Origin of the sequence: Desulfovibrio sp. Huiquan2017 (genome assembly GCF_017351175.1) — a bacterium.
GTDB lineage: Bacteria > Desulfobacterota > Desulfovibrionia > Desulfovibrionales > Desulfovibrionaceae > Pseudodesulfovibrio.
The window spans coordinates 1-23,852 of the sequence record NZ_JAFMPN010000017.1 but is presented as its reverse complement, the minus strand read 5'-3'; the positions used below and the strand labels follow the sequence as shown (position 1 = coordinate 23,852).

Sequence of the window (23,852 nt, the reverse complement as noted above, 5' to 3'; positions counted from 1 at the left end):
GCAGGCAAAAACGCCCGGTTCGGAATACCGAACCGGGCGTTTTCTCAGTGTGCTGTCGCCTTTTAGTACAGGCGGTGTTCTTCGACGTAATCGAGGACGAAATCCTCGGCCTCTTCGATGGTCGAGACATCGTCGCGGACCTGAGCCTCAAGCAGCTGGTCGCGAATCTTGCCGATGGCCGGACCGGGCTTGAGCTTGGCCAGCTCCATGATCCGGTTGCCGTCGAGCAGCGGTTCGAGCTCCAGGTCCGGTATGTCGGCGCGTTCGGCCATCTTGAGATTGTGGTTGAACTCGCGCCAGGAACCGTTGCGGGCCTTGATGTCGGCCCGGACCATCTCCATGATGCGCGGGTATTCGTCCAGGGCGCGCAGACGCCGGATGCCCTTGTCGGTGAGCATGAAGTGCGGGCGCATGTGGTTCTGGACGAGATCGCAGATCAGGTCGATATCCTGCTCCTCGAAACGAAGCCGTTTCAGGACCTTGCGGGCGACCTTCGCGCCCACGCGATGGTGCTGAAGGAAATTCCAGCGGCCGTCGTAGTACTCGGCGGTGTAGAGCTTGCCGATGTCGTGGAACAGGCAGGCCACGGTGCCGAACCAGTCGTAGGGCAATTCCTCGGGGTAGGCCTTCATGACGTCCAGGGTGTGCGCCAGGACGGTCTCCTCGGTCCCTTCCTCGGGATTTTTGATCTGAGAGACGCGGGACAGGGCCGCGATCTCGGGAATGAGCCCGTGCAGCAGCATGGAATCGAAGAGCAGGCTGAAAAACTTGTGCATGGCCTCGGCTTCGACCTTGCGCCACTCGTCCAGGAAATCGGCCATGGGCACGTAATCGAGCACGCGGCGGGAGCTGCGCACGATGGCCGCCCAGGAGTTGGCCTCGATCTCCTTGTCGAAGTTGGCGGCGAAGCGCATGGCCCGGTAGGCCAGGGAATAATCCTTCTTCAGGGCCTGGTCCGGAATGCCCTTGAAGCGGATCTGGCCCTCGGCGAAGTCCGCGAAGTCCGCGTAAGTCTCTTTGGCCTTGGGGATGAACGGGCAGACGGCCGACAACGGGATGTCGCCACGCCGTTCCAGCCGCTTCAGCAGCCGGGGAGTCATGGTGGCGATCGTCTCGTCGGTGTAGGCGGACTCTTCGGTGCAGGCGGGATAGAAGAAGTAGGTCGTCCCCCCTTCGGCCAGAGTGCCGAGGGTGCCCTTGTCGCCGGCTTCCTCCATGTTGGGGAAATACTTCTTCAGTTCGTCGAACGGGGCATCGGTGCAGATGTCCAGTTCCTGTTCGCTGCCTATTTCGTCCAGGGTGAGCGCCTGGAGCCGGACGTTGATGATGTAGGCGTCAAACCCGTTGCGCATGATGGTTTTGCAAAAGCCGACAGCATCTTTGAAAGGCTGACTCATATCTCTCCTCTCTCGGCCGCCCGCATGGATCGGTGACGAACGGCCCGACTATTGAATCGTTGCATGGTTGCGCCCCGGGGACGAATGCGTCCCGACGCGATTCCCGCGCCCATGGTCGGCTGACGGGAATCCCTATTATACAATTTTTTTGCCCGCAATGAAATGGGTTTTTACCCGCCCTTTCAGCGTGGAACCCATGAGCGGCGTATTTTTGCCCTTGGATTGCAGGGTCCGAGGCCCGACAACCCATTCCTCGGCCTCGTCGAACAGGAAAAAGTCCGCCGGATCGCCGGGCGCGAAGGTATTCACCGGCAGGTTGAATATACCGCATGGGGCCGTGGTCCAGGCGCGCAGGAAGGCCTCCCGGGAGAGCACGCCGTCGCGCACCAGCCCCCAGGTCACAGACAGGGCCGTGTCCAAACCGGATATGCCGCACGGAGCCACGTCGAACTCGGTTTCCTTCTCATGACCCGCATGGGGCGCATGGTCCGTGGCCAGGCAGTCAATGGTCCCGTCGTTCAGGGCCTCGATCACCGCCAGCCGGTCCGCCTCGGGACGAAGTGGTGGATTGACCTTGGCCGCGGTGTCGTATTCCGTGCCTTCGGCTTCCAAAACGGCCTCGGTCATGGTCAGGTAATGCGGCGTGGTCTCGGCCGTGATCTTCACCCCGCGCGCCTTGGCGAAACGGATGAGGTCCACGGACTTGCGGCAGGAAATGTGCGCCAGATGAATCGGCAGGTCCAGGTACTCGGCCAGCAGAACGTCGCGGGCCACCTGCAACGCCTCGGCCACGTCGGGCTGGCCGGGCAGCCCGAGGCGGCTCGACACCTCGCCCTCGTTGATGCCCGCGCCCACGCCCAGATACGGGTCCTCGCAATGATCGATGACCACGCGGTCCCAGTCCGAGGCGTATTCCACGGCCAGGCGAAAAATCTTCGTGGACTCCACCGGCACGCCGTCGTTGGAGAACGCCGCGCACCCCGCCCGGGCCAGCTCGGCCATGGGTGCCAGCTCCTTGCCCTGCAACCCCTTGGTCAGCGCGCCGATGGGGAACAATCTCGGACCGTTGGGCCAGTGCCGGCGGGCCTTTTCAAGCATGAATTCGGTCACCGAGCCGTTGTCGTTGACCGGATTGGTGTTGGCCATGCACATGATGTTCGAAAACCCGCCCAGGGCCGCGGCCCGCAGCCCGGACTCGATGTCCTCCTTGTATTCGAAACCCGGCTCACGCAAGTGTACATGTACATCGGTCAGGGACGGCATGAGCGTCAGCCCACGGGCATCCTCCACCAGGGCGTCGCCCGCGTCCGGCGATTCGGTCGCGGCCGTGACCTCGACGATCTTCCCCTCGGACACGAACACGTCCACTTCCCTTCCGTCCAGTCCGGCGCGCCTGACTATCAAATCGATCTTGGCCATGATGGTACTCCTTGTGTGCCTCCGGCGGCCCCGCCGGGGGCTTAAGAACCTTTTCCAAAAGGTTCTTGAGAATCTCCAAAACTTTTTATCGCCGCTTCGCGGAGTTCGTCGTCCGCGAAGGTCTCGCTTCTCAAATGAACCACTTCGCCGAAGGCGACACAGGGATTCCAAAGGGGGGCCGCCCCTTTGGCCGCCGGAGGCAAAGTCACCCGACCTCGCCGCCGCAGGCGGCTTCCCCTATTCCTCTCCCTTCCTGGTCATGTACAGGAACAACAGGGCCATGCGCACGACCACGCCGCTGGCGACCTGGTCGAGGATCAGAGAGTTGTCGGCATCGGCCAGCTCGGAGCTGATCTCCACGCCCCGGTTGAGCGGGCCGGGGTGAAGGATGCGCACGTCCGGGTTGGCCAGATCCACCTGCTTCATGCCCATGCCGTAGGTTCGGGAGTATTCGCGCAGATCGGGCAGCAGCCCGTCCTTCTGGCGTTCGAGCTGGAGGCGCAGACACATGACCGCGTCCACGCCCTTGACCGCCTCGTTCAGGTCGGAGTGGACCGTGACCGGCCAGGTCTTGAGCGCCGGAGGCAGCAGGGTGCGCGGGCCGCACAGGCGAACCTTGGCCCCGAGCCGGGTCAACAGGATGACGTTGGACCGGGCCACGCGGCTATGGGCGATATCGCCGAGGATAAGGATGGTCTTGCCGGCCACCCCGCCCCACTCCTGGTACAGGGTGAAGGCGTCGAGCAAGGCCTGAGTGGGGTGGGCGTGGCGCCCGTCGCCCGCATTGATGACCGAACAGTCCAGCCTGTCGGCCAGAAACCGGGCCGCGCCGGAGCTCCAATGACGAATGACGATGGCGTCCGGTGCCATGGCCTGAAGAGTCAGGGCGGTGTCCTTGAGGGATTCACCCTTGGTCAGGCTGGACGAGCTCTTGGCCAGGGAAAAAGTATCGGCGGACAGCCGTTTCCCGGCCACGTCGAAACTCGTCTTGGTGCGCGTGCTCGGCTCGGCGAAGAACAGCACCACGCTGCGGCCTTTGAGGGTCGGCACTTTCTTGACCGGCCGCTCCTGCAATTCCTGGAATCGTCCCGCTGTCTCGAAGATCGCCATGACCTCCGCCGGAGAAAGCTGGGACACATCCAACAGGTCCTTGTGTAACCATTTCATGTCGTTTCTGCCTCCGCCATCCTAAAATAGCGCTTGAAGGGACTCGGGAACCTGGGCGAAGGCCGCGGCCTTGCCCGGCTCCAGCGTGCCGAGGATTTCACCCGCGCCCAGGATGCGCGCCGGGTTGCGGGTCACCATGGCGAGCAGGTCCATGAGCGCCAGCTCGCCGTTGAAATTTTCCTTGAGGTACAGGGCCTCGTTCCACAGGTCGAGATCGGTGTTCGAGGCCAGGGAGTCCGTGCCCAGGCAGAGCGGTGTCCCCGAGGCGAACCATTTTTCCCACGGGGCGCGGCCCACGCCGATAAACTCGTTGGAACGCGGGCACAGGCAGACCGTGGCCCCCGAGGCGCGCACGGTTTGGATGTCGTCGTCCCCGACCTTGACGCAGTGCACGGCCAGGGTGGTCTCGTCGAGCAACCCCAGGTCCGCGGCCTGCCGCACCGGGCTCTTGCCCGGCGGCTCGAAATCGAGCAGCCGTCCGCGCGCCTGGAGCAGATCCAGGAACCGGCTCGGCGCGGACATCATGATGGCCACCTCTTCGTCGTGCTCGGCCAGGTGCAGGGAAAAGGGCAACCCCTTGTCGCGGGTCTCGGCCTTGGCCGCCCGGAGCACGTCCCGGTGGGTGGTGTACAGGGCGTGCCCGGCCACGGACATAAAGCCCGATTCGAACTCGCCGGACGGAATAAAGGTCTTCTTGGGCACGGTCTCGCCGATGGCCTCGCAGAAGACCGCGAAAAAAAGGCCGGATGCTTCGAGCATTCCGGCCATTTCCTTGGCGAAGCGGGTGGCGATATCCCCGACCATGACGGTGCCGGTCTGTTTAAGTTCCCGCACGGCGCTGTCGAGTTGGTCCGGTTCAAGGTCGAAAATGGGCTGGCCCATCAGATCTTCCACCCAGGCGACGAAGCCCTGGCCGGACGGGCACTTGCCCTTGAGATGCGCCAATTCGAGATGGGAATGGGCATTGACCAGGCCGGGGCAGAGGAGGATGTCCCCAAGGTCGTGAATGTGGCCGGAATGGGCTCCGGAAAGGGCGGTGAAGGTGCCGACCTCCTTGATAACTCCCTGATCGACGAGGATGGCCGCATCGTTGATGACGGGCGCACCAGGTACCATGGTCGCGGCTCTGGCCGCGCGAACGAGTTCAACCATTCGGTTAATTCGCCTCCCCTTCTTTCGGTTCGATGTCTTCGGTGAAGTGCCCGCGCACGGGCTGAGAATATTTCGTAGTATGTTTTACAGCCGGGGTAAAGCAAAGAATAGGCATCCGGAAAGGGGTCATCCCTCCAGAATAAACTCCGGCCCGTCGATGAAGGAAACCGCGCCCTCGGGCAGGCCGAGCGCGAAATAATCAGCGGCCAGCTCCCGGATGTGGCCGTAGAATTCACCCGAGTACCGGCGCGGCACAGCCAGGGATCGGGGCGGGACGCCCAGTTCCCGGACCTTGGTCCGGACAACCTCCAACAGGGCCCGGGCGCGGGCGGACTGTCCCAGGGCCGGATGGCGCAGCCCGGCCAGGACGTTGTCGTCCAAGGTCGGTTCCGGGGCCAGACCCAGGCGGATGACCCGGACGCCCTGGGTCCAGAGCACGGGCAGAGCCTCGGCCAGTTCACGCACGGCGCGGTCCGTGCTCCACGGAACATACCCGCCCCGCTCCCACAACTCGGCCAGGGGCGTGCCCCGGACGACCATGCAGGGGTAGAGCCGGGCCGTCTCGGGTCCGAGCATGGCGGCCGTGCGCACATCCCGCTGAAACAGGCCGGGCCGATCGCCGGGCAGTCCGGGCAAAAGCTGGACGCCCAGGGCGAGCCCGGCGGCGCGCACCATGTCGCAAGCAGCCAGGGCGGCCGCTCCCACATACCCCCGCCCCGAGGCGCGCAAGGCCGTGTCGTCAAAAGATTGGATGCCCAGCTCGACCATGTCCAGCCCCTGGTCCAAAAGGCGGGCCAGGAGGTCCGGGGCCACGCAGTCCGGCCGTGTGGAGCAGCGCACCCGGGTGATCAAACCCGCCGCGCGGAAACGGGCGGCCAGGGCGAGAAAGGTCTCGGGCCACGGCGCGGGCAAGGCCGTAAACGTGCCCCCGTAAAAGGCCAGTTCGTAGGGACCGCGTCCCTGCCTTCGCGCGCCTTCCAGATCGTTTTCCAACTCCCGTCGCACTGCGGCCAGATCCGCGCCGTCCCGCCCGGTCTGCTTGTCCTGGGCGCAAAATACGCAACGGTGCGGGCACCCGGCAAAGGGCAGGAAGACCGGCCAGATGCGGGCGGACGCGGGCGCGGGTTCGGGATGGGCAAAACGCATGGCCGGACGATACCCTTTTCGGCGCGGATTTGCACGGCCCCGAAGGGGAGGCCCCCGGCCCAAAAAAAACGTGCATCACCGGCGGAGAATCGGGTAGAAACAGGACGTCGCCCGGGCCGAAGGACAGGGAGAAGGGATGTCGGCCACCGCCTCCCGGTCCGCCCCCGTCCCAGGCACCCATTTTGCAGACCATTCACACACTCAATAAACAAGCAGATTTTGCCGAGGCGGAAGCATGCATCAGATTTCCATCGTCGTTCCAAGCTACAACCACGCCGGATACATCGAGGCGTGCCTGGATTCGGTCTACTTCCAGGACTACGGGAACATGGAGATCATCATTGTGGACGACTGCTCGACCGACGGGTCCCCCGAGGTCATCGAGCGGTGGCTTGCGGGCGTGGCCTCGGACAAGACATCCCATGTCGTGGACCTGGACGCCGAAACCGGGCGGCTGATCCGCGCCGAATGTCCCCGATACGGGAAAAAACGGGACATCGTCTTCCTGCGCAACAAACGGAATATCGGTTCGACCGCGACCTACAACCGGGGCTTCCGCGCCGCCCGGGGCGAATACTGCTCCTTCGTGGTCTCGGACGACATCTGCCACCCTCAGCTCTTTTCCACCCTGGCGGCCCCCCTGGCGGAAGGCCTGGCCGACTTCGCCTACGCCGACATGTTCATCGTGGACGACGCCATGCGCATCCTTCGCGAATTCCGGCTCCCGGACTACGATTTCGAGGCCAGCTTCTGCCGTTGGTACCTGTGCGGGGTCGCCACCCTGTACCGCCGGGAACTGCACGAGCGGTTCGGCTATTACGATGAAACATCCAAGGCGGACGACCATGAATGCTACCTCAGGTTCGCCATGAACGGCGCGCGGTTCATGCACGTTCCCAAGACGCTCTACAGCGTGCGCGACCATCAGGGGCGGGCCGAGGGCCTGCACGAGCCGGACCGCTTCAACGCCCTGCTCGAAGCGTCCCGGGAGCTGACGCTGAAAGCCAGAAAATGGCTTGCGGAATCCCGGAACGGCCAGGAGGCGGCGGTCGGCGGTCCTGTTTTACAAAATCATTCACATGGTGAATAATCAGTAAAACCATGAGCACATCCCTTCCCCGCCGCCCGGCGGCCAGTATCATCATCCCCCTGTTCAACCGCGTCGAACTGACTGCGGGGTGCTGGAGATCCCTCCGCGAAGCCGGGCTCGCCGGACACGAGGTGGTATTCATCGACAACGGCTCCGGCGACGCGACCACCGGCTTTCTCGAATCATTGGCGGGAACGCCTGGCGTGACCGCGCTGCGCAACGGGCAAAACGAGGGGTTCGCCAAGGCGTGCAACCAGGGGGCCCGCGCGGCGCGCGGCGATGTGCTCGTCTTTTTGAACAACGACACCGTGGTCCGGGACAACTGGCTGCCCCCCCTGCTCGACGAACTCGCCGACCACCCCGAGACCGGCGTGGCGGGATGCAAGCTCCTCTACCCGGACGGCCGGGTCCAGCATGCCGGGGTGTGCGTCAACCGCTGGAACATTCCCTATCACATCTTTCTCGGCGTCTCCCCGGACGATTCCCGGGTCAGTGAGCGGCGATCCTTCGCCATGGTCACCGGGGCGTGCATGGCCGTCCGGGCAAACGAATTTCTCGAACTCGGCGGGTTTGACGAAGGCTACGTCAACGGCCATGAAGACGTGGACCTCTGCCTACGCTACGGCGAAGCCGGAAAGGCGGTGATCTACCGCCCCGACAGCGTGGTCACGCACCTCGAAAGCCAGTCCGAGGGGCGCATGGACCACTGCCGGGCCAACACCGACCGGACCATCGCGCGATGGGGAACCCGGCTTGAACAGGATGATTTCAACTACGCCTTCCCCGAATCCGCCCGTCTTGAATCCGCTTCGCCGCTGTCCGTCGCGATCAAGATTCCGACCGTGGACAAACGGGCGGACCCGCCATCCTCGACCCTGCGGGCCGAAGCCCTGGCCGCCGATCTTTGCCGCCGGGGCCACCGGGTGCGCATCCACGCCGTGGCGGACTGGGACAGGGACGAAGGGAACGCGGACGTCGTGCTGGTGATCCCGGGCCGGACCCGGTATATCCCGAAACCCGAGGCCCTGAATGTGCTCTGGCCGGCCCCGGCCTGGCCCGAACCCCGGCCGGAAGCCTACCAGGCCGTCCTCTCCCCGGCGGACTTCGACGACCTGGAGGCCGCCTTGCTGGACATGGTCCGCAGCCGGAACGAAGGGAGCCCGTCCGCCCGGCGGGGAACGCCCCCGGAGGGCATGCGGCCATGAGTGCGCAACACATGACCACCTTCGCGGACGTCAGGGACCGCTTCTTTCCGGGCACGCCCGTGGACTACGCAGAAAATTTCGCGGACGGCACCGCCCACGACAAACTGGTGGTGCATATCGGCGCCCGAGCCGGGTCCACCCGCATCAGGGACAAAAACGTCCGCAAGCTCAACGGAATTCCCCTGATCGGCTACACCATCCTCGTCGCCCAGGCCCTGGGCGCGGACCGGGTCATCCTGAACACGGACAGCGAGGAATATTGCCGCCTGGGCGAAAGCCTGGGGGCCGAGTGCCCCTTCGTCCGCCCCGAGGAACTGGCGCGGGAGACGGTGTCCCCCGGACTGGCGTCGTACTATGCGGCCCGGAAGCTGTTGGCGGACGGCTACCCCGTGGGCTACTGGGTCGAGATGTACCCGACCTCCCCCTTCCGGAACGCAGGTACCATTAGAGGTTACCTGGACAAGATCCGCGAGGCCGGCACCTGCGTGGCGGTCAACCGCATCCCCGCTCCCCCGCGTCGGGCATACGCCCCGGGGCGGGCCACCCCCCTGCCCCTGGGCTACGCCGACGGCCAGGTCTTTTACAAGGCGACCGGCTCCTTTCTCGGCTACGCCCTGGACGCGGCCAAACGGCGCTGGCGGCACCACGAGGCCATCCTCGACCCCATCGAGCTCATCGACATCGACACCGAGGCCGACTGGCGGCTGGCCGAGACCGTCCTCGCGGCAAACCTCTACGACTTCGGCGTGGACCTGCCATGCTGACCACCGCCATCTCCTTCACGCCGACCACCGCCCGCGAACGGGCGCTCCTTCGGTCGGACGACATCGGCGGGTTCGCCCTGGCCTACGCCCGGTCGCTCTTCCGGGACGGGTCCCTGCCCAAGGCCGAGACAGTCCTCGCGGACCGGGCATACCCCTTTCTGACGGAGGCAAATGCGCCGGGACTGCGTCTTCTTTCGGCTAGCGACCCCGCGGCCGAACAGGCCGTCCTCTGCGCGCCGCCCGCCCGGCCGGGGACATGGCATGTCATCCTCCGCCCGCTCCGGGGCCGTGTTTCCCTGCGCAGACTACACCTTTTCTGCAAGGGGCTGGCAGGGCTCGATCCGACAGCGCACCGCACGGTCCTGTCCGTGATCCCGTTCTCCTCCCTGACCCACCCCCTCTGGCAGTGCCGGGCCGTGCCCCGCACCTGGACCAGCGGGACAGCCATACGAATCGACCATACCGTCGGCGACAGGGAGCGCGTGGATGCGGATATCTACGGGCCGATCCCGGAATTGGACAAGGACAGGCCCGAAGGGTCGCAACACCTGACGGACCTGTTCCACGACGATGGGGCGCTGTGCGCCGTTTCCGGCGGCTCAGCAGAGGCCGCGAACGAGGAAGCCGTTCTGTTCACTTCCGGGCGGGACTACCTGGACGAACTGCCCCCGTTCTTCCGCCTGCCGATCTTCGACATGGACGCGGACAGCCCCATGAACATCGAAAGCGCGGCCGGACTGGCTCGCGAAGCGAGACTGAAACCATGACCCCGAACGCGACCCCGCGGGTAATCGTCACCGGAATGCACCGCTCCGGCACCAGTGTCGCGGCCAAGGCCGTCATGTCGCTGGGCGTGGACTTCGGTGCCGATCTCATGGAAAAAGGCCCCGACAATCCCAAGGGGTACTTCGAGGACATGACCATTGTGGACCACAACCGGGCCATCCTGGAGGCGCTGACCGGGGACTCGGCTTTCGGCAGGGTCGGGGAACGGGGGCTCGCCCCCGAACCGGCCCTGGAATACGCCGCCAGGCATTGCGGGAACGTGGTGCGGGAAAAATTCGTGGAACAGGGCGTCGCGGGCTGCAAGGACCCCCGTTTCTGCCTCACCTATCCCTTTTGGGAAAACGCGTTTCGGGCCCTCGGCCCGGCCCCCAGGGTGATCGCCTCCATCCGCAATCCCCTGGAGGTCGCGGAATCGCTGCACACCATCCACCAGGTCCCCATCCGGGTCGGCCTCAGGCTGTGGTTCGCCCACAACCTCGCGTTGCTGTGCAACCTGTCGGCCCACGGCATTTTCCTGCTTTTCTTCGAGGACACCCTGTCCGATCCGCACGGCACGCTGGACGCGGCCGGGACGTTTCTGGGCCTGGCGAAAGACGCGCAGGCGGAGGAATTCGCGGACGGATTTCTCAGCCCCGGCCTGAAACACTACACCCATTCGGGGGACGCTCTGCGGGCGGCCTGCGAGGATTGCCCGGAGGTGGACGGCCTGTACCGGGCTTTGGCCGACTTCGGCCACGCCGGGTTCATCGGGCCGGAGGATGCGGCAACGCTGGCGCAAACGGTGGACGCGGAGAACCACCGGGGAAAGGCCGCGTTCCAGCTCGGCTGCCTGCCCGGCCGCGCCGTCTGATGCACCAGGCCGCGCAGTCCGGTACCGCAGAGGTTCCGGCTAGCCGCCGAACACGCCGTCCAAGTAGGCTATATCCCCGGCGTCCATCTCTTCGCGGTAGCCGTTGACCTTTCCCTTCCTGACCTTGGGCGCGCCGTTGCGCAGCCGAAGCCAGGGAGCCGGGAACCGCCCGCTCTTCTCCAGGCGCTTCATATTGGCGAAGTCCCCCTTTTCCACGGCCTCCCGCAACGCGGCGTCATCGACCTCGACGCCGCAGTAACGCAGCAGTTTCCGCATCGCCGTGAAGGTATCGGCGTGCAGGTCCTCGTATGTGAGGACGAACACGTCCCGGTTCCTTCGGATCTCCTCCCACATGGCGAAATGGTCCCGCAAAACGGCCGCGCCGAAATACGGGTCCCGGATGAAGTCGGAAAGGGTTCCCTCATACCGGAAAAAGTCCTTAAACCGGCCGGTGACCTGATGGTAGAGACTGACGATGACGTCGTACGGGTTGCGGCGCAGCAGGACGACCTTCTCACACTGCGCAAACCGTTCCAGGCGTTTCTCCACCGAGAAATCGTGCTCCGGCAGGGAGCCGTCGTTGAACTCGAACCCGTCGTGGCCGAAATGATACGCGTCGGCCAGGCCGAGTTCCGTCAGGATATAGCGGACCCAGGAGCGCCCCGACTTGGGAAAGGACACGAAGGGGATCGGCGCCCGCCGCCTGTAGATGCGCAGGCCGCCCAGATTGTCGCCCTTCCGCTCGTCGTTGCCGGACACGAGTTCGAACCCCGCGCGGTTTATGACCTGTTCCGCATCCAACATGTCGGGGCCCGGCGTCCTGATCGCGAAATAATCCGCTGCCCGCCGCAACGCTTCCTCCAGGAAGGTCCGGCGCGGCGAGTCCCCCTCGGGAAACTGCGGCAGGTGATGATAGACCCCGAGGAACAGGACGATTCCGTAATCGGGCAGCAGGGACTCGCCATGCGCCGCCAGAAAGGCGTCCCGGTCCGAGAAATCGGCGGCCCGGAACCGGCAGACCGAGGGATCGCACAGCCCCGCCGAGAATTCGACCCGCGCCGAATCGGCCTCGAAGCCGTGGACCGCCGACGCCCCGCGCCGCTGAAACTCATGAGCGATAACCCCTTCGGCCGAGCCGAGGTCCAGGACGGTTTTGCCCGCCGCCGCGTCAAAGAGCGGCTCCAGGCCGGCAAGACGCCATGCTTTGGGCCATTTCCCGTATAATCCCAACGCCTCATCACGGATGTAGTGGCCGCGCCCGTCGTCGCGGCAGAGCGCAAGGAGCTTGTCCGTATAATCTTCCCACGGGAATCGCTCCGCAATGCGGCGGCCCTCGCGGGCCAGGCGTCGGCACAGGTCCGCGTCGCGCATCAGCAGGCCGACCCTGTCGGCTATCTCCCCGGCCGAGACCCGGTCCAGCACGAGCGCACTGCTCCGGTCCTTGGCCAACGCCGAGGTGCCGTGCCCGGAGCAGATCACCGGCACGCCGCTCGCCATGGCCTCGGCCACCAGATTCGCCCACCCGGCAAAGAGCTCGGTATGGACGACGCAGTCAACGCTCTGGTAAAAAGTCTCAAGCTGCCCCGGACCCAGCGGGCCGACCCACTCCAGGCGTCCGGCCGCCGCCATCTCGGCGTACTTCTCCACCCATTCCGGCCCGACGTCGCCGAACAACTTCACCACGACACCGTCCGGCAACGATCCGACCGCATCCAGAAGCGGCCCGGGATTCTTGCTCGCCTGGCCGCCCACCACGAACCGCCCTTCGCGCAGGGGGAAACGCCTCTCCCCGCCGGGGGCGAAGCGCTCGGCATCGACCGCGCCGATGAGCCGGTGGAACCGGTGGGCCTGGAATTCCGTGTAGGAGCCCTCCGGCCAAGCGTCATTGTTGAAAATCACCACATGCGGCTTGAAGGCCGCGTTGACGGCCAGGAATTCCTTTTTCCGGCTCTGATCGTTCAGGACGTGCTGAACCCGGACCCCGAACCGGGAATCCTGGAAACAATCGAACCGTTCGAGAGAGCGCCGGGAAAACGCCGCGCCCGGAAGCATGGTGCAGTCCCATCGCCGCCAGGCCGCTTCCTCGGGGGAAAGCACGGGGACATCGGTCTCCCGGAGATTTCCCGACGGGTCCAACGCCAGGTAGCACAGTTCATCCCCTTTTGCCCGCAGGCTCGCGGCAATCCGGTCGAACCGCCACAGCCCGCCGGTGTTGGCCACCCGTTCGCAGGCCACGAGGATCTTCCGGCCCGACGACGAGTAGACCGGCTCCTCCGGCAACGCCTCGATTTTCTCCAGAAAGACGACTTTTCCCACCTGCTCCAAGCGCCTGAACCTCCCCGTCGCCGACAATTCTTCGATCACGCGGTGAGGCCCGCACTGTTCATCGGCGGCATCGTCGAAAGCGACGTATCCGCCGACCGGGACGTGCGGCATCCAATTGTCCGCGTCCGCCCTGACGCCCTCATAGTGATGGTTGCCGTCAATGAACAACATGCCGACCGGCTCCTTCCAGGACGACGCCACATCCTCGCTGGGCAAGTTGATCAGGCCGACGTGCCTGTAGGCCCCGGTGGACAGCATCGTCTGATAATACCGGCCCCTGTCCTCCGGGCCGAACCGCCCCCCGTAAAATCCCGTGTACTCCCTGTGGGGATCGACGCAGTAGATCATCGGCCGGGGCTGGGCCCCCCGGTCCAAGACGCCCATGGCCAGAGCCACCGCGCTTTTCCCCTGATACGAGCCGATCTCCACGATGCAGCCTGCACCGGCCAGCGCGGCATACCGGCGCAAGGCCGACGCTTCCTCAAGCGTCACCCCTCCGACCAGCGTGCGCATCAACTCGGCAAACAACGCGGGGTCGGCGGCGATCCGTTTATCCATGGGGGTGTCCTGCATGCATGTCTCCCGACCGAGTTGTGTATTGCCGCCTTAAACCGCGGGAATCCCCGGGGGAAGCCCGTATTCGCCGTTACCGAAGATGGCCCTGCGAGCCTGGCGCGAAATCCTCGGGGCCAACCTCGCTCCGTCCTCGGCAAGCGGCCGTCAGCCGTCCGTCAAGCCAGTATCGCGTCGTATGCCCTTTGGCAATTCCGGCCATCGCGCAACGGAGCGAACGCCCCGGCTCCTTCCCCATGCGGGGAGCGCGGCTGGATCAGGCGGAAGCGGCCAAGGGCGCGTTACATGGGCGGCAACAGCGGGTCATATCGATTTTTTCCCCAGGAGATCGTCATGCGGGCACACGGCGTCTTTGCCGCGCGCCGCGTCCAGGTACATCCGCTGCGTGCCGGGATCGTCCATTTCCGAAGCCCAGTGCAGAAACAGCAGGCGCAGATACTTTTCGCGGATATACTCCGCAGCCGCCAACCGTTCCCGGACGGCCGACTCCCGATCCAGCCCCGCGATCCGGTCGGCCAGGGTCGCCACCCTGTGGCGGCGGCGATGCCGCGCATCGATCTCGGCCCGCCCGGCCTCCCGGGCGCGTTCGCACAGCTCGGGGTGCTCCAGCAGGAATGCGGCTTTGTCGGCGGCGTCCTGCGGGTTGTTCAACTCGTAGGTGAACAGATGCAGGCCGTCCTGAAAAAGACGGTCCTGCCCGTGTCCCACCCTGGGGGTCAGCAGGCAGGCCCCGGTGGCCAGCGCCTCAAAAACGCGAAAGTTCAAATCCCCCATCTCGGCGATGTTCAGGACTATCCGGGCCTGAGGGAAAAGGGTGTCGAAGGCCCCCTCGCGGACCTCCAGCCCGCTTACGCGCCGGGCCATCTCCGCAAGGAACCACAGACGCAACGGCGTGGTCTCAGGATTCGTCCGGCCCACGAACAGGACATCCCAAATCCGTTCCGGCGGGGATGCCGGAGGACGCTCCCCGCGAATGGGGAAGGGAGGCAGCCAAAAGACCCGCTCCCCGTCCAGACGCAGCCGCATCCGCGGCAGGTGATCCCGCAGGCTGACCGCGCAGAGATCGAACGCCTGGGCATACAGCGGGTACCATTCGTGGATGTGCGAATCCACGCAGTAAAAAACGGTCAGGCAGGGAAACCGTTCCAGACCGACCAGGGGCGGGGGCACGCTGGCGTCGGCGTAGAGGACGATGTCGGGCCTGCCTCCCGCCTCCGCGCACACCGTCTCCCAATCGAGAACCCTGGGCGTGAAAAACGGGATGCGCCGGACGTCAAACCCGAGCTTCCCGAACGGCTCGTTGAAATATCCCCCGCCGATCCAGGCGATGATGGGTTCAGCAGACATGGGTCCTTGCAACATCCTTGTCGTCATGGCCGAGCGCATGCCGGGCTGCGCACGGAAAACCGGCGCCGCCCCGCAGGACCGGCCTTTTTGTCCGCCTTCCCGCTCGCGCCGCAGAAACTTGACTCCCCAGACACACAATAAGCATATGAAATAATTGGCACTGAAAACATAGTAGCCGCGAACGGCGAATCGTTCAACAAGGAAAGCAATTAGCATGCCGGAAAACCTTGCCCGACAGGTCCCTCCGGCCACCCGAAGCCGGAAACACCGCCCCCGTCCCCCGGGAGTTATCCCGCTCCTCCATCTGTTGCCCCCGGCTCCACTTTGACGTATCTAGATGCCCATGAGAATCGGCGTGTTGCAACTCAATCAGATGGTCGGCGACCTGGACGGCAACCGAGCCCGGATCGTGGCGGCGGCGCGGCGGGCCGCCGACATGGGCGCGGACCTCTGTCTGACGCCGGAGATGGCCCTGACCGGGTACCCCCCCCGGGACCTGCTCTTGTACGACGGCTTCATCCGGCGCGCGGACGAAGTGGCCCAGGAGCTGGCGCGCGAACTGGCCGACGGCCCGCCGCTGTTGCTCGGCTCGGTGGAGCCCAACCGCAAGGGCCCCGGCAAATCCATCTTCAACTGCGCCCTCTGGTGCGAAGGCGGCGCCGTCGTCAAGTCCGTGCGCAAGACCCTGTTGCCCACCTACGACGTCTTCGACGAAGCCCGCTATTTCGAGCCCGCCCCCGAAGGCGATCCCGAGGCGAACATCATCCGCCACCGGGGCAAGACCCTGGCCGTGACCATCTGCGAGGACGCCTGGAACGACAAGGACTATTGGGACACCCGGAGCTACGCCCGCGATCCCCTGGAGGAGATCGCCGGGCACAAGCCGGACCTGATCCTGAACCTGTCCGCCTCCCCCCTCTTCCTGGGCAAGCAGGCGCTGCGCGAAAACATGCTCGGCGCCGTGGTCCGCAAGTACGCCACGCCATTGGTCTACGCCAATCAGGTGGGCGGCAACGACGACCTGATCTTTGACGGCCGGTCCTGCGCCTTCGGCCCCGACGGAACGCTCATCGCCCGAGCCCGGGGGTTCGAGGAACAGGTGCTCATCGTGGACACCGACGAGCGCGGTTCCATCGCCGAAGACGACTTTTCCCGCCCGGCGGAGACTTGGCACGCCCTGGTCCTGGGCACCCGAGACTACGTGCGCAAGAGCCGTTTTTCCTCGGCCCTGGTCGGGCTGTCCGGGGGTATCGATTCGGCGGTGACCGCAGCCGTGGCCGCCGAGGCCCTCGGCCCGGAGAACGTGACCTGCGTGCTCATGCCCTCGCCTTATTCGAGCCGGGGGTCCATCGACGATTCCCTGGAGCTGGCCAAAAACCTCGGGATCAAGACCCTGACCCTGCCCATCGAGCCGATCATGCGCGCTTTCGAGACCACCCTGGCCGTCCCCTTTGCCGGGCACGCCCCGGACACCACCGAGGAGAACATCCAGTCGCGCATCCGGGGCAACCTGCTCATGGCCCTGTCCAACAAATACGGTTCCCTGCTCCTGACCACGGGCAACAAGTCTGAACTGGCCGTGGGCTACTGTACCATCTACGGAGACATGTCCGGCGGCTACGCGGTCATCTCGGACGTGGACAAAACCGGGGTCTTCAAGGTGGCCCGCTGGTACAACGAGAACGTGCGCCCGGGCATCCCCGCGGCGATCATCAGCAAACCCCCGTCCGCGGAGCTGCGGCCGGACCAGAAGGACCAGGACTCCCTGCCGCCCTACGAGGTCCTGGACGCCATCCTGGAACGGCACGTGGAACGCCACCAGTCGCGGGGAGACATCGTGAGGGCCGGTTTCGACGAAGCCACGGTGAACCGGGTTCTGGATCTGGTGCGTTTCGCCGAGTTCAAACGCCGACAGGCCGCGCCGGGCATCAAGCTGACCCCGCGATCCTTCGGCACAGGCTGGCGCATGCCCCTGGCCTGCCGCCGCGAGATATAGACCCTTTCGGTCCGGGCTTCGCCAAGGAAAGCAGCCCCTTTTTTCTTGCCGGGATTCATAGTATGTAGGCCCGGCACACACGATCAGTTCAGCGGAGCGGGCATGAACGGCAGGAAACACCGACAGAAAAAGACGGAAATAGCCAGGAACATTTTTTTGATCCTGGTCGCGGGCGCCGTCATTTATATCTTTTTCAACCTGGACCTGGTGCGCAAGGGCGAGTCCGTGTTTTCCAACTCCGCCTCCAAGAAGCTCCAGTTTTCCGGCACCCTGAGCCCGAGGGATTACACCGACCGGGAGATCGAGCGCATCCTGAACTACATCAAGGCGCGCAACGATCTCTTCCAGGAAGTCAAGGTGGACGCCTCCACCCAGGACAGCTATGGCGCGGTCGGCCCGGACTCGGCCATCATCTTCGAACTCCACGTCATCATGACCGACGGATTCACCTTCACCACCCCGGCCCGCCGCACGCCGCGACGCGATCTGGTGGTCTCCCTATTGCGCAAGCTGGACAAGGACGTGCGTACTTACCGGCAACTCAAAAAGGAAGGTCGCAATCCCTCGTCCATGATCAACACCATGTGACCGACCCCGGACGGGTAAGCGACATGAACGATATCTTCGACACCATCGTCTGCGGCGGTTCCCTTGCGGGCAGCGCGGCGGCCGTGACCCTGGCCCGACAGGGAGCCTCCGTGCTCGTCCTGGACAAGGCAGAATTCCCGCGCAGCAAACTCTGCGGCGGCCTGCTCACCTGGAAAACCATACAGATCCTGAACGCCCTCTTCGGCGAGACGCCCGAAACCCTGAGGCGGGAAGGGATCATCCGCTATGTCTCGGACCGCTACGCCATCCGCAGCTTCACCGCCACCCTGGCCGAGGGCTCGCTGTCCTACCCGTTCCACTTCACCGATCGAGCCGAATTGGACAACCGGCTGCTCTACCACGTGCGCCGGGCCGGAGCCCGGGTCCGGGAGGGGGAAGAGGTGAGCGGTTGCGACCCGGACAGCGGCGAGGTGATCCTCAAGGACGGCCGGGCCCTCCGGGCCCGATACATCATCGGCGCGGATGGAGCCCACTCCACGGTGCGCGCCGCCTTTCCCGAGGTGAATCTCAATGCCATGCGGCGGCTCACGGCCGCGACCATCGAGGTCAAAATCCTGGCAGGCGATTTCCCCGAGCCGGTGGACCGGCCGATCCTGTACGTCGGCTTCATGGAGGCGGGCTACGGCTGGGTCTTCCCCAACGGAGACCACGTCCTCATCGGCATCTGCGGCCTGCGCCGCCGGGACACCCACTTCGCCAAGCTGTTCCGGACCTATCTCGACGTGCTTGGCGTGGACCCGGCCGTGCTCTCCTACCAACGCGGCCATCCCCTGCCCTACGGCAGCTTCCTGCACGACCCGGTGCACGGCAACGCCCTGCTCGCCGGGGACGCGGGCGGCTACGTGGAGCCGCTTTTCGGCGAGGGCATCTTCTACGCCCTGAGCACGGGCATGTACGCGGGCCGCGCCGTAGCCCGCTCCCTGGCAACCGGCATCGACCCCGGCCCCGAATACCTCCGCGACCTGCACCACACCATCCTGCCCGAGCTGCGCGGCTCCAATACCCTGCGCTGGTTCCTGTTCCGGGTCATGAAATTGTTCGGCCCCGGATCCATCCGCCGGTTCGTCAAACTCGGCGCGGGACCGCTCGGCGACATGGTCCACGGCAAGCGCTCCTACCATTGGCTGAAAAAAAAGGACTGGAGATTCCCGCAACCCGGCGAGTAACGCGGAGAGCGGCTTGAATCATCGCGCCGGGTCATCTATAAGAAGGGACGGCGCAACCGCGCCGGACGACCTTGCAAGGGAGCACTCATGCCCGCAAAGATCCTGATCATCGACGACGAAGAATCCATCCGTCTCTCCCTGCGCGGCATCCTCGAAGACGAAGGGTTGTCCGTAGTCGAGGCCGAATCCGGCGAAGAGGGCTTCGAACTGCTTGGCACCGACATCCCGGACCTGATCTTCCTGGACATCTGGCTGCCCGGCATGGATGGCCTCAAGGCCCTGGAAATCCTCTCCCGGGACTTCGAGGGGCTGCCCGTAATCATGATCTCCGGCCACGGGACCATCGAAACCGCGGTCAAGGCGCTCAAGAAGGGGGCCTTCGACTTCATTGAAAAGCCGCTCTCCCTGGAAAAGGTCGTGGTCTCGGCGCGCAACGGGCTGGAATTCTCCCGCCTGCGCCAGGAAAACCAGGCCTTGAAGACGCGCATCTCCTCGGAACAACCCATCACCCTGACCGGCGAGTCCCGGCCCATCGCCGAGCTGCGCGAGGTCATCGGCCGGGTCGCCCCCACTGAATCCTGGGTGCTGATCACCGGCGAGAACGGTACGGGCAAGGAGATCGTGGCCCGATCCATCCACAACCAGTCGTCGCGCGCCGACCGACCGCTGGTGGCGGTCAACTGCGCGGCCATCCCCGAGGAGCTCATCGAATCCGAACTGTTCGGCCACGAGAAAGGTGCCTTCACCGGCGCGGAAAGGGCCCAGGAAGGCAAGTTCGAGCTGGCCGACGGCTCCACCCTGTTCCTGGACGAGATCGGCGACATGTCCCTCAAGACCCAGGCCAAGATCCTGCGTATCCTCCAGGAGCAGGCCTTCGAGCACGTGGGCGGGCGCAAGACCATCAAGGTGGACGTACGCGTCATCGCCGCCACCAACAAGGACCTGGCCCGGGAGATCGAGGCGGGCAACTTCCGCGAGGACCTCTACTACCGGCTCAAAGTCTTCCCCCTGGAACTGCCGCCCCTGCGCGATCGCGCGGAGGACATCCCGCTGCTGATCAGCGACTTCATCGACACCCTGGTCCGCCAGCACGGTTTCAAGCCCATCGCATTCGCCCCCGAGGCCCTGGCCATGCTCAAGGAATACGCCTGGCCCGGCAATGTGCGCGAACTCAAGAATTTCGTGGAGCGCATGTTTATCATGTACGCGGGCGACACCGTCACCCCGGACCGCCTGCCCCCGGAATACAAGCCCGTGCGCCGGGCCGCCGAACCGACTCCACCCCCGACCGCCGAAAGCGCCCCCCTGGACGACCTCATCGGCCAAGGCCCGACCGACCTCAAACAGGCCCGCGCCGACTTCGAGGCCCGCTTCCTCGAAGCCAAACTCCGCGAATTCGACGGCAACATCTCCCAACTCGCCAAGGCCATCGGCCTGGAACGCAGCTCCCTCTACCGCAAACTCAAGGCCTACAACATCCAGACGGACTAGGCCCCCGGCCCACACTCTCTCCCGCCGAATGCCCGGGCGCGGCCCCGAAAAGGGCGAGGCCCTTTGCCGGGAAGACGGCCTGACGACGGGAAAAAGTACGGGATAGATACGAAGGTACCTTTTTATCTTGACAGGGACCAACGAGGGCTTATATTCAACAGGAAAAGGAAGGTACCTACTCAATCGGGTGCCCACACCATGCAACCAAAGGAGTACGACATGTTCGGTTGGAACAACGATAGGTATGACGGCCAAGGCTTCGGACGCGGCAATCGCGGACAGGGACGGCGCGGGTGCGCCGGATTCGGCAACGGCGGCGGACAGGGGCTCACCAACGGTCCCGGCCAGGGCCGGGGGCAGGGCAGGGCCGGCAAGGGACGCGGCCGGGGCAACGGCGGCGGCTTCGGCAACGGACAGGGACGCGGCTTTGGCCAGGGCCTCGGTCAGGGGCAATGCGCCGGGATAGGTGAAGGCCGGATGGGACGCGGGCCGTGCGGCATGGGACTGAACCGGTTCCAGCCGGGCCGCGGCGGCGCGTTCCGGGCGGCCATGGGGCCAAACCCCGCAGACGGACTCGCGCCGGACGCCGGATTCTGCCCGCTGTGCGACCAGCACTGCCCCCTGAACGCCCCCTCCTGCCCCAAGGGAGAGGCCTACGCCGCGAGGATGCGCTGACCATGAGGCCCGCCACCCCCGCAACCGATGCCGAGTTGGCCGGGCTCTTCCGCCTGGCCTCCCGGCTCATGGCGCGCGCCTCCCACCGCCGCGACCATGCGCACCACGCCCAGTACCAGGTCCTGTCCATCCTCCTCGAAAACGGCCCCATGCCCCAGGGCGAACTGCTCGAAATCCTCGATGTGCGCTCTTCATCCCTGAGCGAACTCTTGCGCAAGCTTGAAGACCGGGGGCTCATCCTCCGGGAACGCAACGAGGCGGACCGACGCAGTTTCATCATCTCCCCCACGGACGCGGCCCGCGCCCTGGCTCCGGCTGACAACGGGGCCGACGCGGACAGTCCGTTCGACCGCCTGGATGAGGACGAGCGCGGCCAATTGCGCACCATCCTCGGCAAACTCGTCGCTTCCCTGCGCGAAGACCCCATGACCGGCGGACCCGGCGGCGGGCGAGGCTTCGGTCCGGGCGGATGCGGCGGCCCCGGCGGCGGGCGCGGCAAGGGACGCGGCCCGGGCAACGGCTTCGGACGCGGACGGCGCGGCGGCCGATAACGCCGCGCGGCTCCCGGCGTCCCCAAGACGGTTTCGCCCAACTTTTCCCGGCCTCCTATTTACAGAGGGGGGTATGATGGTCATACTTTCGGGAGAAGATGAAACCGCCTGAGGACGCCGCCATGTGGGATCCCGAAAATTACGAAGCCTGGTTCGACACCCCCGAGGGGCGCTACGCCCTGGACCGCGAGGTGCTCCTCCTGCAGGAGGTCCTGGCGGGGTGGCCGAGACGCAAGCGCAAGATCCTCGAAATCGGCTGCGGAACCGGCCTGTTCATGGAAACCCTCTATCAGATGGGCCTGGACGTCACCGGCATGGACCGTTCGCCCGAAATGCTCGCGGCCGCCCGAAAGCGGTTCGGCAACCGGGCCGAACTGCACGTGGGCCACGGTGAGAACACGCCCTTCTCGGACAACGAGTTCGACTATGCCCTGCTCTGGTCCGTGCTCGAATTCGCCGACGACCCCGAGGGCATGCTGACCGAGGCCGCGCGCGTGGCCGAGAAAGGCATGCTCATCGGCTATCTGAATAAGAACTCCCTGTATTACTACATGAACATACGGGGCTCCGGGTCCTCCATGGCCCAAGCCCACTGGTTCACCTGGTGCGAGATGCAGGACCTCGTCCACAAGGTCACGGGCCTGCGCCCCACCCTGGCCCGCTCGGTCCTGCCCGGGCCCATGAAGACCTGGAAGCCCACGGGCCTGGCCAACCAGCTCAACGCCCACATACTGCCACCGGCCCTGGGCGCGTTCGTGGCCGTGCGCGTGGACTTCACCAACATGAAGCCGCTCACCCCCCTCTTCGCCTGGAAGACCGAGCCGGAAATGGGCTAGCCGCGCCATGGCAGAAAATCGGTTCCGCCTATCCATCGTCATCCCCGCCTTCAACGGCTGGAACCTGACCGAAGCCTGCCTGCGTTCCCTGGCGGCGCACACCGGGGGCGACGACTTTCAGGTCGTCCTGGCCGACAACGGCTCCGGCGACGAGACCCCGCAAACCGCCCCGACACTCGGCCGCGCCCTGTTCGGCGACCGCTTCATCCACCTCCGGCTGCCCGAGAATCTCGGCTTCGCCAAGGGATGCAACGCGGGCGCACGGGCAAGCTCGGCCGCGAACCTCTTCTTCCTCAACAACGACACCACGGTCACTTCGGGTTGGTTGCCGCCACTCATGGACGGCTTGAAGGCCGACCGCCGCCTGGCGGGCGTCGGCCCCCTGCTCCTCTTCCCGGACGACGACACCGTGCGCGCCGGGCGGGTCCAGCACCTGGGCATCGCCGTGACCGACGACACGAATTTCCGCCACCTCCACGAATACTTCCCGCAGACCCACCCGGCCGTGGCCCGGCAACGGCGTTTCAGCGTCATCACCGCCGCCGCCCTGCTCATGCCCGCCCCGCTCTTCCACGCCGAGGGCGGCTTCTTCGAAGGGTTCGTCAACGGCATGGAAGACGTGGACCTGTGTTGCCGCATCGCCCAGCGCGGCGGCCATTTCTCCGTCATTCCGCAAAGCGTGGTCCACCACCACACCCATGGCACCGAAGGCCGCTTCGACCACGAATCGGCCAACCTGCGCCTACTCCGCACCCGCTGCCGCGACGCCCGCGAGGACTTCTGCGCCCTGATCCGCGAAGACGGCTTCGAACCGGGCCTGACTCCCTGGCTCGACCTCGTCGCCCGCCTGCCCGAGCCCCGGGCCCGAGCCCTGGAGGCCCGCTTCCTCGCCGATCCCGACGCCGGGCACCTCCACGCTCTGATCCGCGAGGAACCCCTGTGGGACCAAGGCTACGCCCTGCTGGCCGCCCTCCTGGAAACACGCGGCCATATCCGGGACGCCATGCCCGTGGCCTATCTCCGCTCCCTGCTCCTGCCCGGCCTCGAAGCCTACCGGGAATGCGCGCGCATCCTCAGCGCCTGCGACGTCCCGGACATGGCCGAGCACTACGCCGCCATGCACCGGGGCCTGGTCCGGGCCGCGGCCGACCGCGACGCCCTGAAGGCAAAGGCCCGGGCCCTGCTCCGCACCGCCCGCGATCCCGCCGTCCGGGAACAGCTCGAACGGTTCATCTAGGCCTCCCCGGCACGAGGACCGCCGACACGAAAAATACCATGTCGGCACTCCCGAGTTTTGCTGGTAACAA

The 23,852-nt window shown here is 65.5% G+C and carries 20 protein-coding genes; 13 read left to right on the top strand and 7 right to left on the bottom strand.

The features are described from left to right. Positions 1–62 precede the first annotated feature (62 nt). From J0909_RS14830 to J0909_RS14810, 5 genes are all read right to left on the bottom strand, one after another. On the bottom strand, positions 63–1,397 hold the full coding sequence (locus tag J0909_RS14830; RefSeq protein ID WP_207264017.1) for an HD domain-containing protein: 1,335 nt from the start codon (positions 1,395–1,397) through the stop codon (positions 63–65). A 135-nt stretch (positions 1,398–1,532) separates the two neighbouring features. Further along, on the bottom strand, positions 1,533–2,816 hold the full coding sequence (locus J0909_RS14825) for a dihydroorotase (protein WP_207264016.1): 1,284 nt from the start codon (positions 2,814–2,816) through the stop codon (positions 1,533–1,535). Between the two features lie 237 nt (positions 2,817–3,053). After that, positions 3,054–3,983: an aspartate carbamoyltransferase catalytic subunit gene (locus J0909_RS14820; protein ID WP_207264013.1), complete on the bottom strand. Its 930-nt coding sequence runs from the start codon at positions 3,981–3,983 to the stop codon at positions 3,054–3,056. A gap of 21 nt (positions 3,984–4,004) precedes the next feature. Then, positions 4,005–5,135, bottom strand: coding sequence for an amidohydrolase family protein (locus J0909_RS14815; protein WP_207264011.1), 1,131 nt, complete (start codon positions 5,133–5,135; stop codon positions 4,005–4,007). A gap of 126 nt (positions 5,136–5,261) precedes the next feature. Further along, complete coding sequence (locus tag J0909_RS14810) at positions 5,262–6,281, bottom strand: elongator complex protein 3 (protein WP_207264009.1); 1,020 nt, start codon at positions 6,279–6,281, stop codon at positions 5,262–5,264. A gap of 235 nt (positions 6,282–6,516) precedes the next feature. On the opposite strand from J0909_RS14810, the gene J0909_RS14805 reads away from it, so the two are divergent. The 5 genes from J0909_RS14805 to J0909_RS14785 are packed head-to-tail and all read left to right on the top strand — an operon-like array spanning position 6,517 to position 10,976. Beyond that, positions 6,517–7,371 carry a glycosyltransferase family 2 protein gene (locus J0909_RS14805; protein ID WP_207264008.1) on the top strand — a complete coding sequence of 285 codons (855 nt, stop codon included), beginning with the start codon at positions 6,517–6,519 and terminating at the stop codon, positions 7,369–7,371. A gap of 11 nt (positions 7,372–7,382) precedes the next feature. Continuing rightward, complete coding sequence (locus J0909_RS14800) at positions 7,383–8,576, top strand: glycosyltransferase family 2 protein (RefSeq protein ID WP_207264006.1); 1,194 nt, start codon at positions 7,383–7,385, stop codon at positions 8,574–8,576. Next, a complete protein-coding gene (locus tag J0909_RS14795; protein ID WP_207264004.1) occupies positions 8,573–9,340 on the top strand; it encodes an acylneuraminate cytidylyltransferase family protein in 768 nt (255 codons plus the stop codon). The genes J0909_RS14800 and J0909_RS14795 overlap by 4 nt, the downstream gene beginning before the upstream one ends. Then, positions 9,334–10,107 carry a hypothetical protein gene (locus J0909_RS14790; protein WP_207264002.1) on the top strand — a complete coding sequence of 258 codons (774 nt, stop codon included), beginning with the start codon at positions 9,334–9,336 and terminating at the stop codon, positions 10,105–10,107. Before J0909_RS14795 ends, J0909_RS14790 begins: the two co-directional genes overlap by 7 nt. Continuing rightward, positions 10,104–10,976 (top strand): sulfotransferase family protein, encoded by an 873-nt coding sequence (locus J0909_RS14785; RefSeq protein WP_207264000.1) that lies wholly within the window; start codon positions 10,104–10,106, stop codon positions 10,974–10,976. The genes J0909_RS14790 and J0909_RS14785 overlap by 4 nt, the downstream gene beginning before the upstream one ends. 39 nt (positions 10,977–11,015) lie before the next feature. On the opposite strand, the gene J0909_RS14780 is transcribed toward J0909_RS14785, so the two are convergent. Then, positions 11,016–13,874 (bottom strand): class I SAM-dependent methyltransferase, encoded by a 2,859-nt coding sequence (locus J0909_RS14780; RefSeq protein ID WP_207263998.1) that lies wholly within the window; start codon positions 13,872–13,874, stop codon positions 11,016–11,018. 303 nt (positions 13,875–14,177) lie between these two features. After that, positions 14,178–15,221, bottom strand: coding sequence for a glycosyltransferase family protein (locus J0909_RS14775; protein WP_207263997.1), 1,044 nt, complete (start codon positions 15,219–15,221; stop codon positions 14,178–14,180). 343 nt (positions 15,222–15,564) lie between these two features. Between J0909_RS14775 and J0909_RS14770 the strand changes: the two genes are divergently transcribed. The 8 genes from J0909_RS14770 (at position 15,565) to J0909_RS14735 (ending at position 23,782) form a co-directional block, all read left to right on the top strand. Then, a complete protein-coding gene (locus J0909_RS14770) occupies positions 15,565–17,217 on the top strand; it encodes an NAD+ synthase (RefSeq protein ID WP_207264125.1) in 1,653 nt (550 codons plus the stop codon). A gap of 102 nt (positions 17,218–17,319) precedes the next feature. Then, entirely contained in the window at positions 17,320–17,805 is a 486-nt protein-coding gene (locus tag J0909_RS14765) for a hypothetical protein (protein WP_207263996.1), read from the top strand. Positions 17,806–17,828: 23 nt separating this feature from the next. Continuing rightward, positions 17,829–18,992 (top strand): NAD(P)/FAD-dependent oxidoreductase, encoded by a 1,164-nt coding sequence (locus J0909_RS14760; protein ID WP_207263995.1) that lies wholly within the window; start codon positions 17,829–17,831, stop codon positions 18,990–18,992. Positions 18,993–19,079: 87 nt separating this feature from the next. Then, the gene (locus J0909_RS14755) at positions 19,080–20,483 is read left to right on the top strand and encodes a sigma-54-dependent transcriptional regulator (protein ID WP_207263994.1); all 1,404 of its coding nucleotides are present in this window, start codon (positions 19,080–19,082) and stop codon (positions 20,481–20,483) included. A 219-nt stretch (positions 20,484–20,702) separates the two neighbouring features. Continuing rightward, complete coding sequence (locus tag J0909_RS14750; protein ID WP_207263993.1) at positions 20,703–21,158, top strand: hypothetical protein; 456 nt, start codon at positions 20,703–20,705, stop codon at positions 21,156–21,158. Positions 21,159–21,160: 2 nt separating this feature from the next. Then, a complete protein-coding gene (locus J0909_RS14745) occupies positions 21,161–21,709 on the top strand; it encodes a MarR family winged helix-turn-helix transcriptional regulator (protein WP_207263992.1) in 549 nt (182 codons plus the stop codon). A gap of 122 nt (positions 21,710–21,831) precedes the next feature. After that, positions 21,832–22,545 carry a class I SAM-dependent methyltransferase gene (locus J0909_RS14740; RefSeq protein ID WP_207263991.1) on the top strand — a complete coding sequence of 238 codons (714 nt, stop codon included), beginning with the start codon at positions 21,832–21,834 and terminating at the stop codon, positions 22,543–22,545. Positions 22,546–22,552: 7 nt separating this feature from the next. After that, positions 22,553–23,782, top strand: coding sequence for a glycosyltransferase family 2 protein (locus J0909_RS14735; RefSeq protein WP_207263989.1), 1,230 nt, complete (start codon positions 22,553–22,555; stop codon positions 23,780–23,782). Positions 23,783–23,852: the final 70 nt, after the last annotated feature.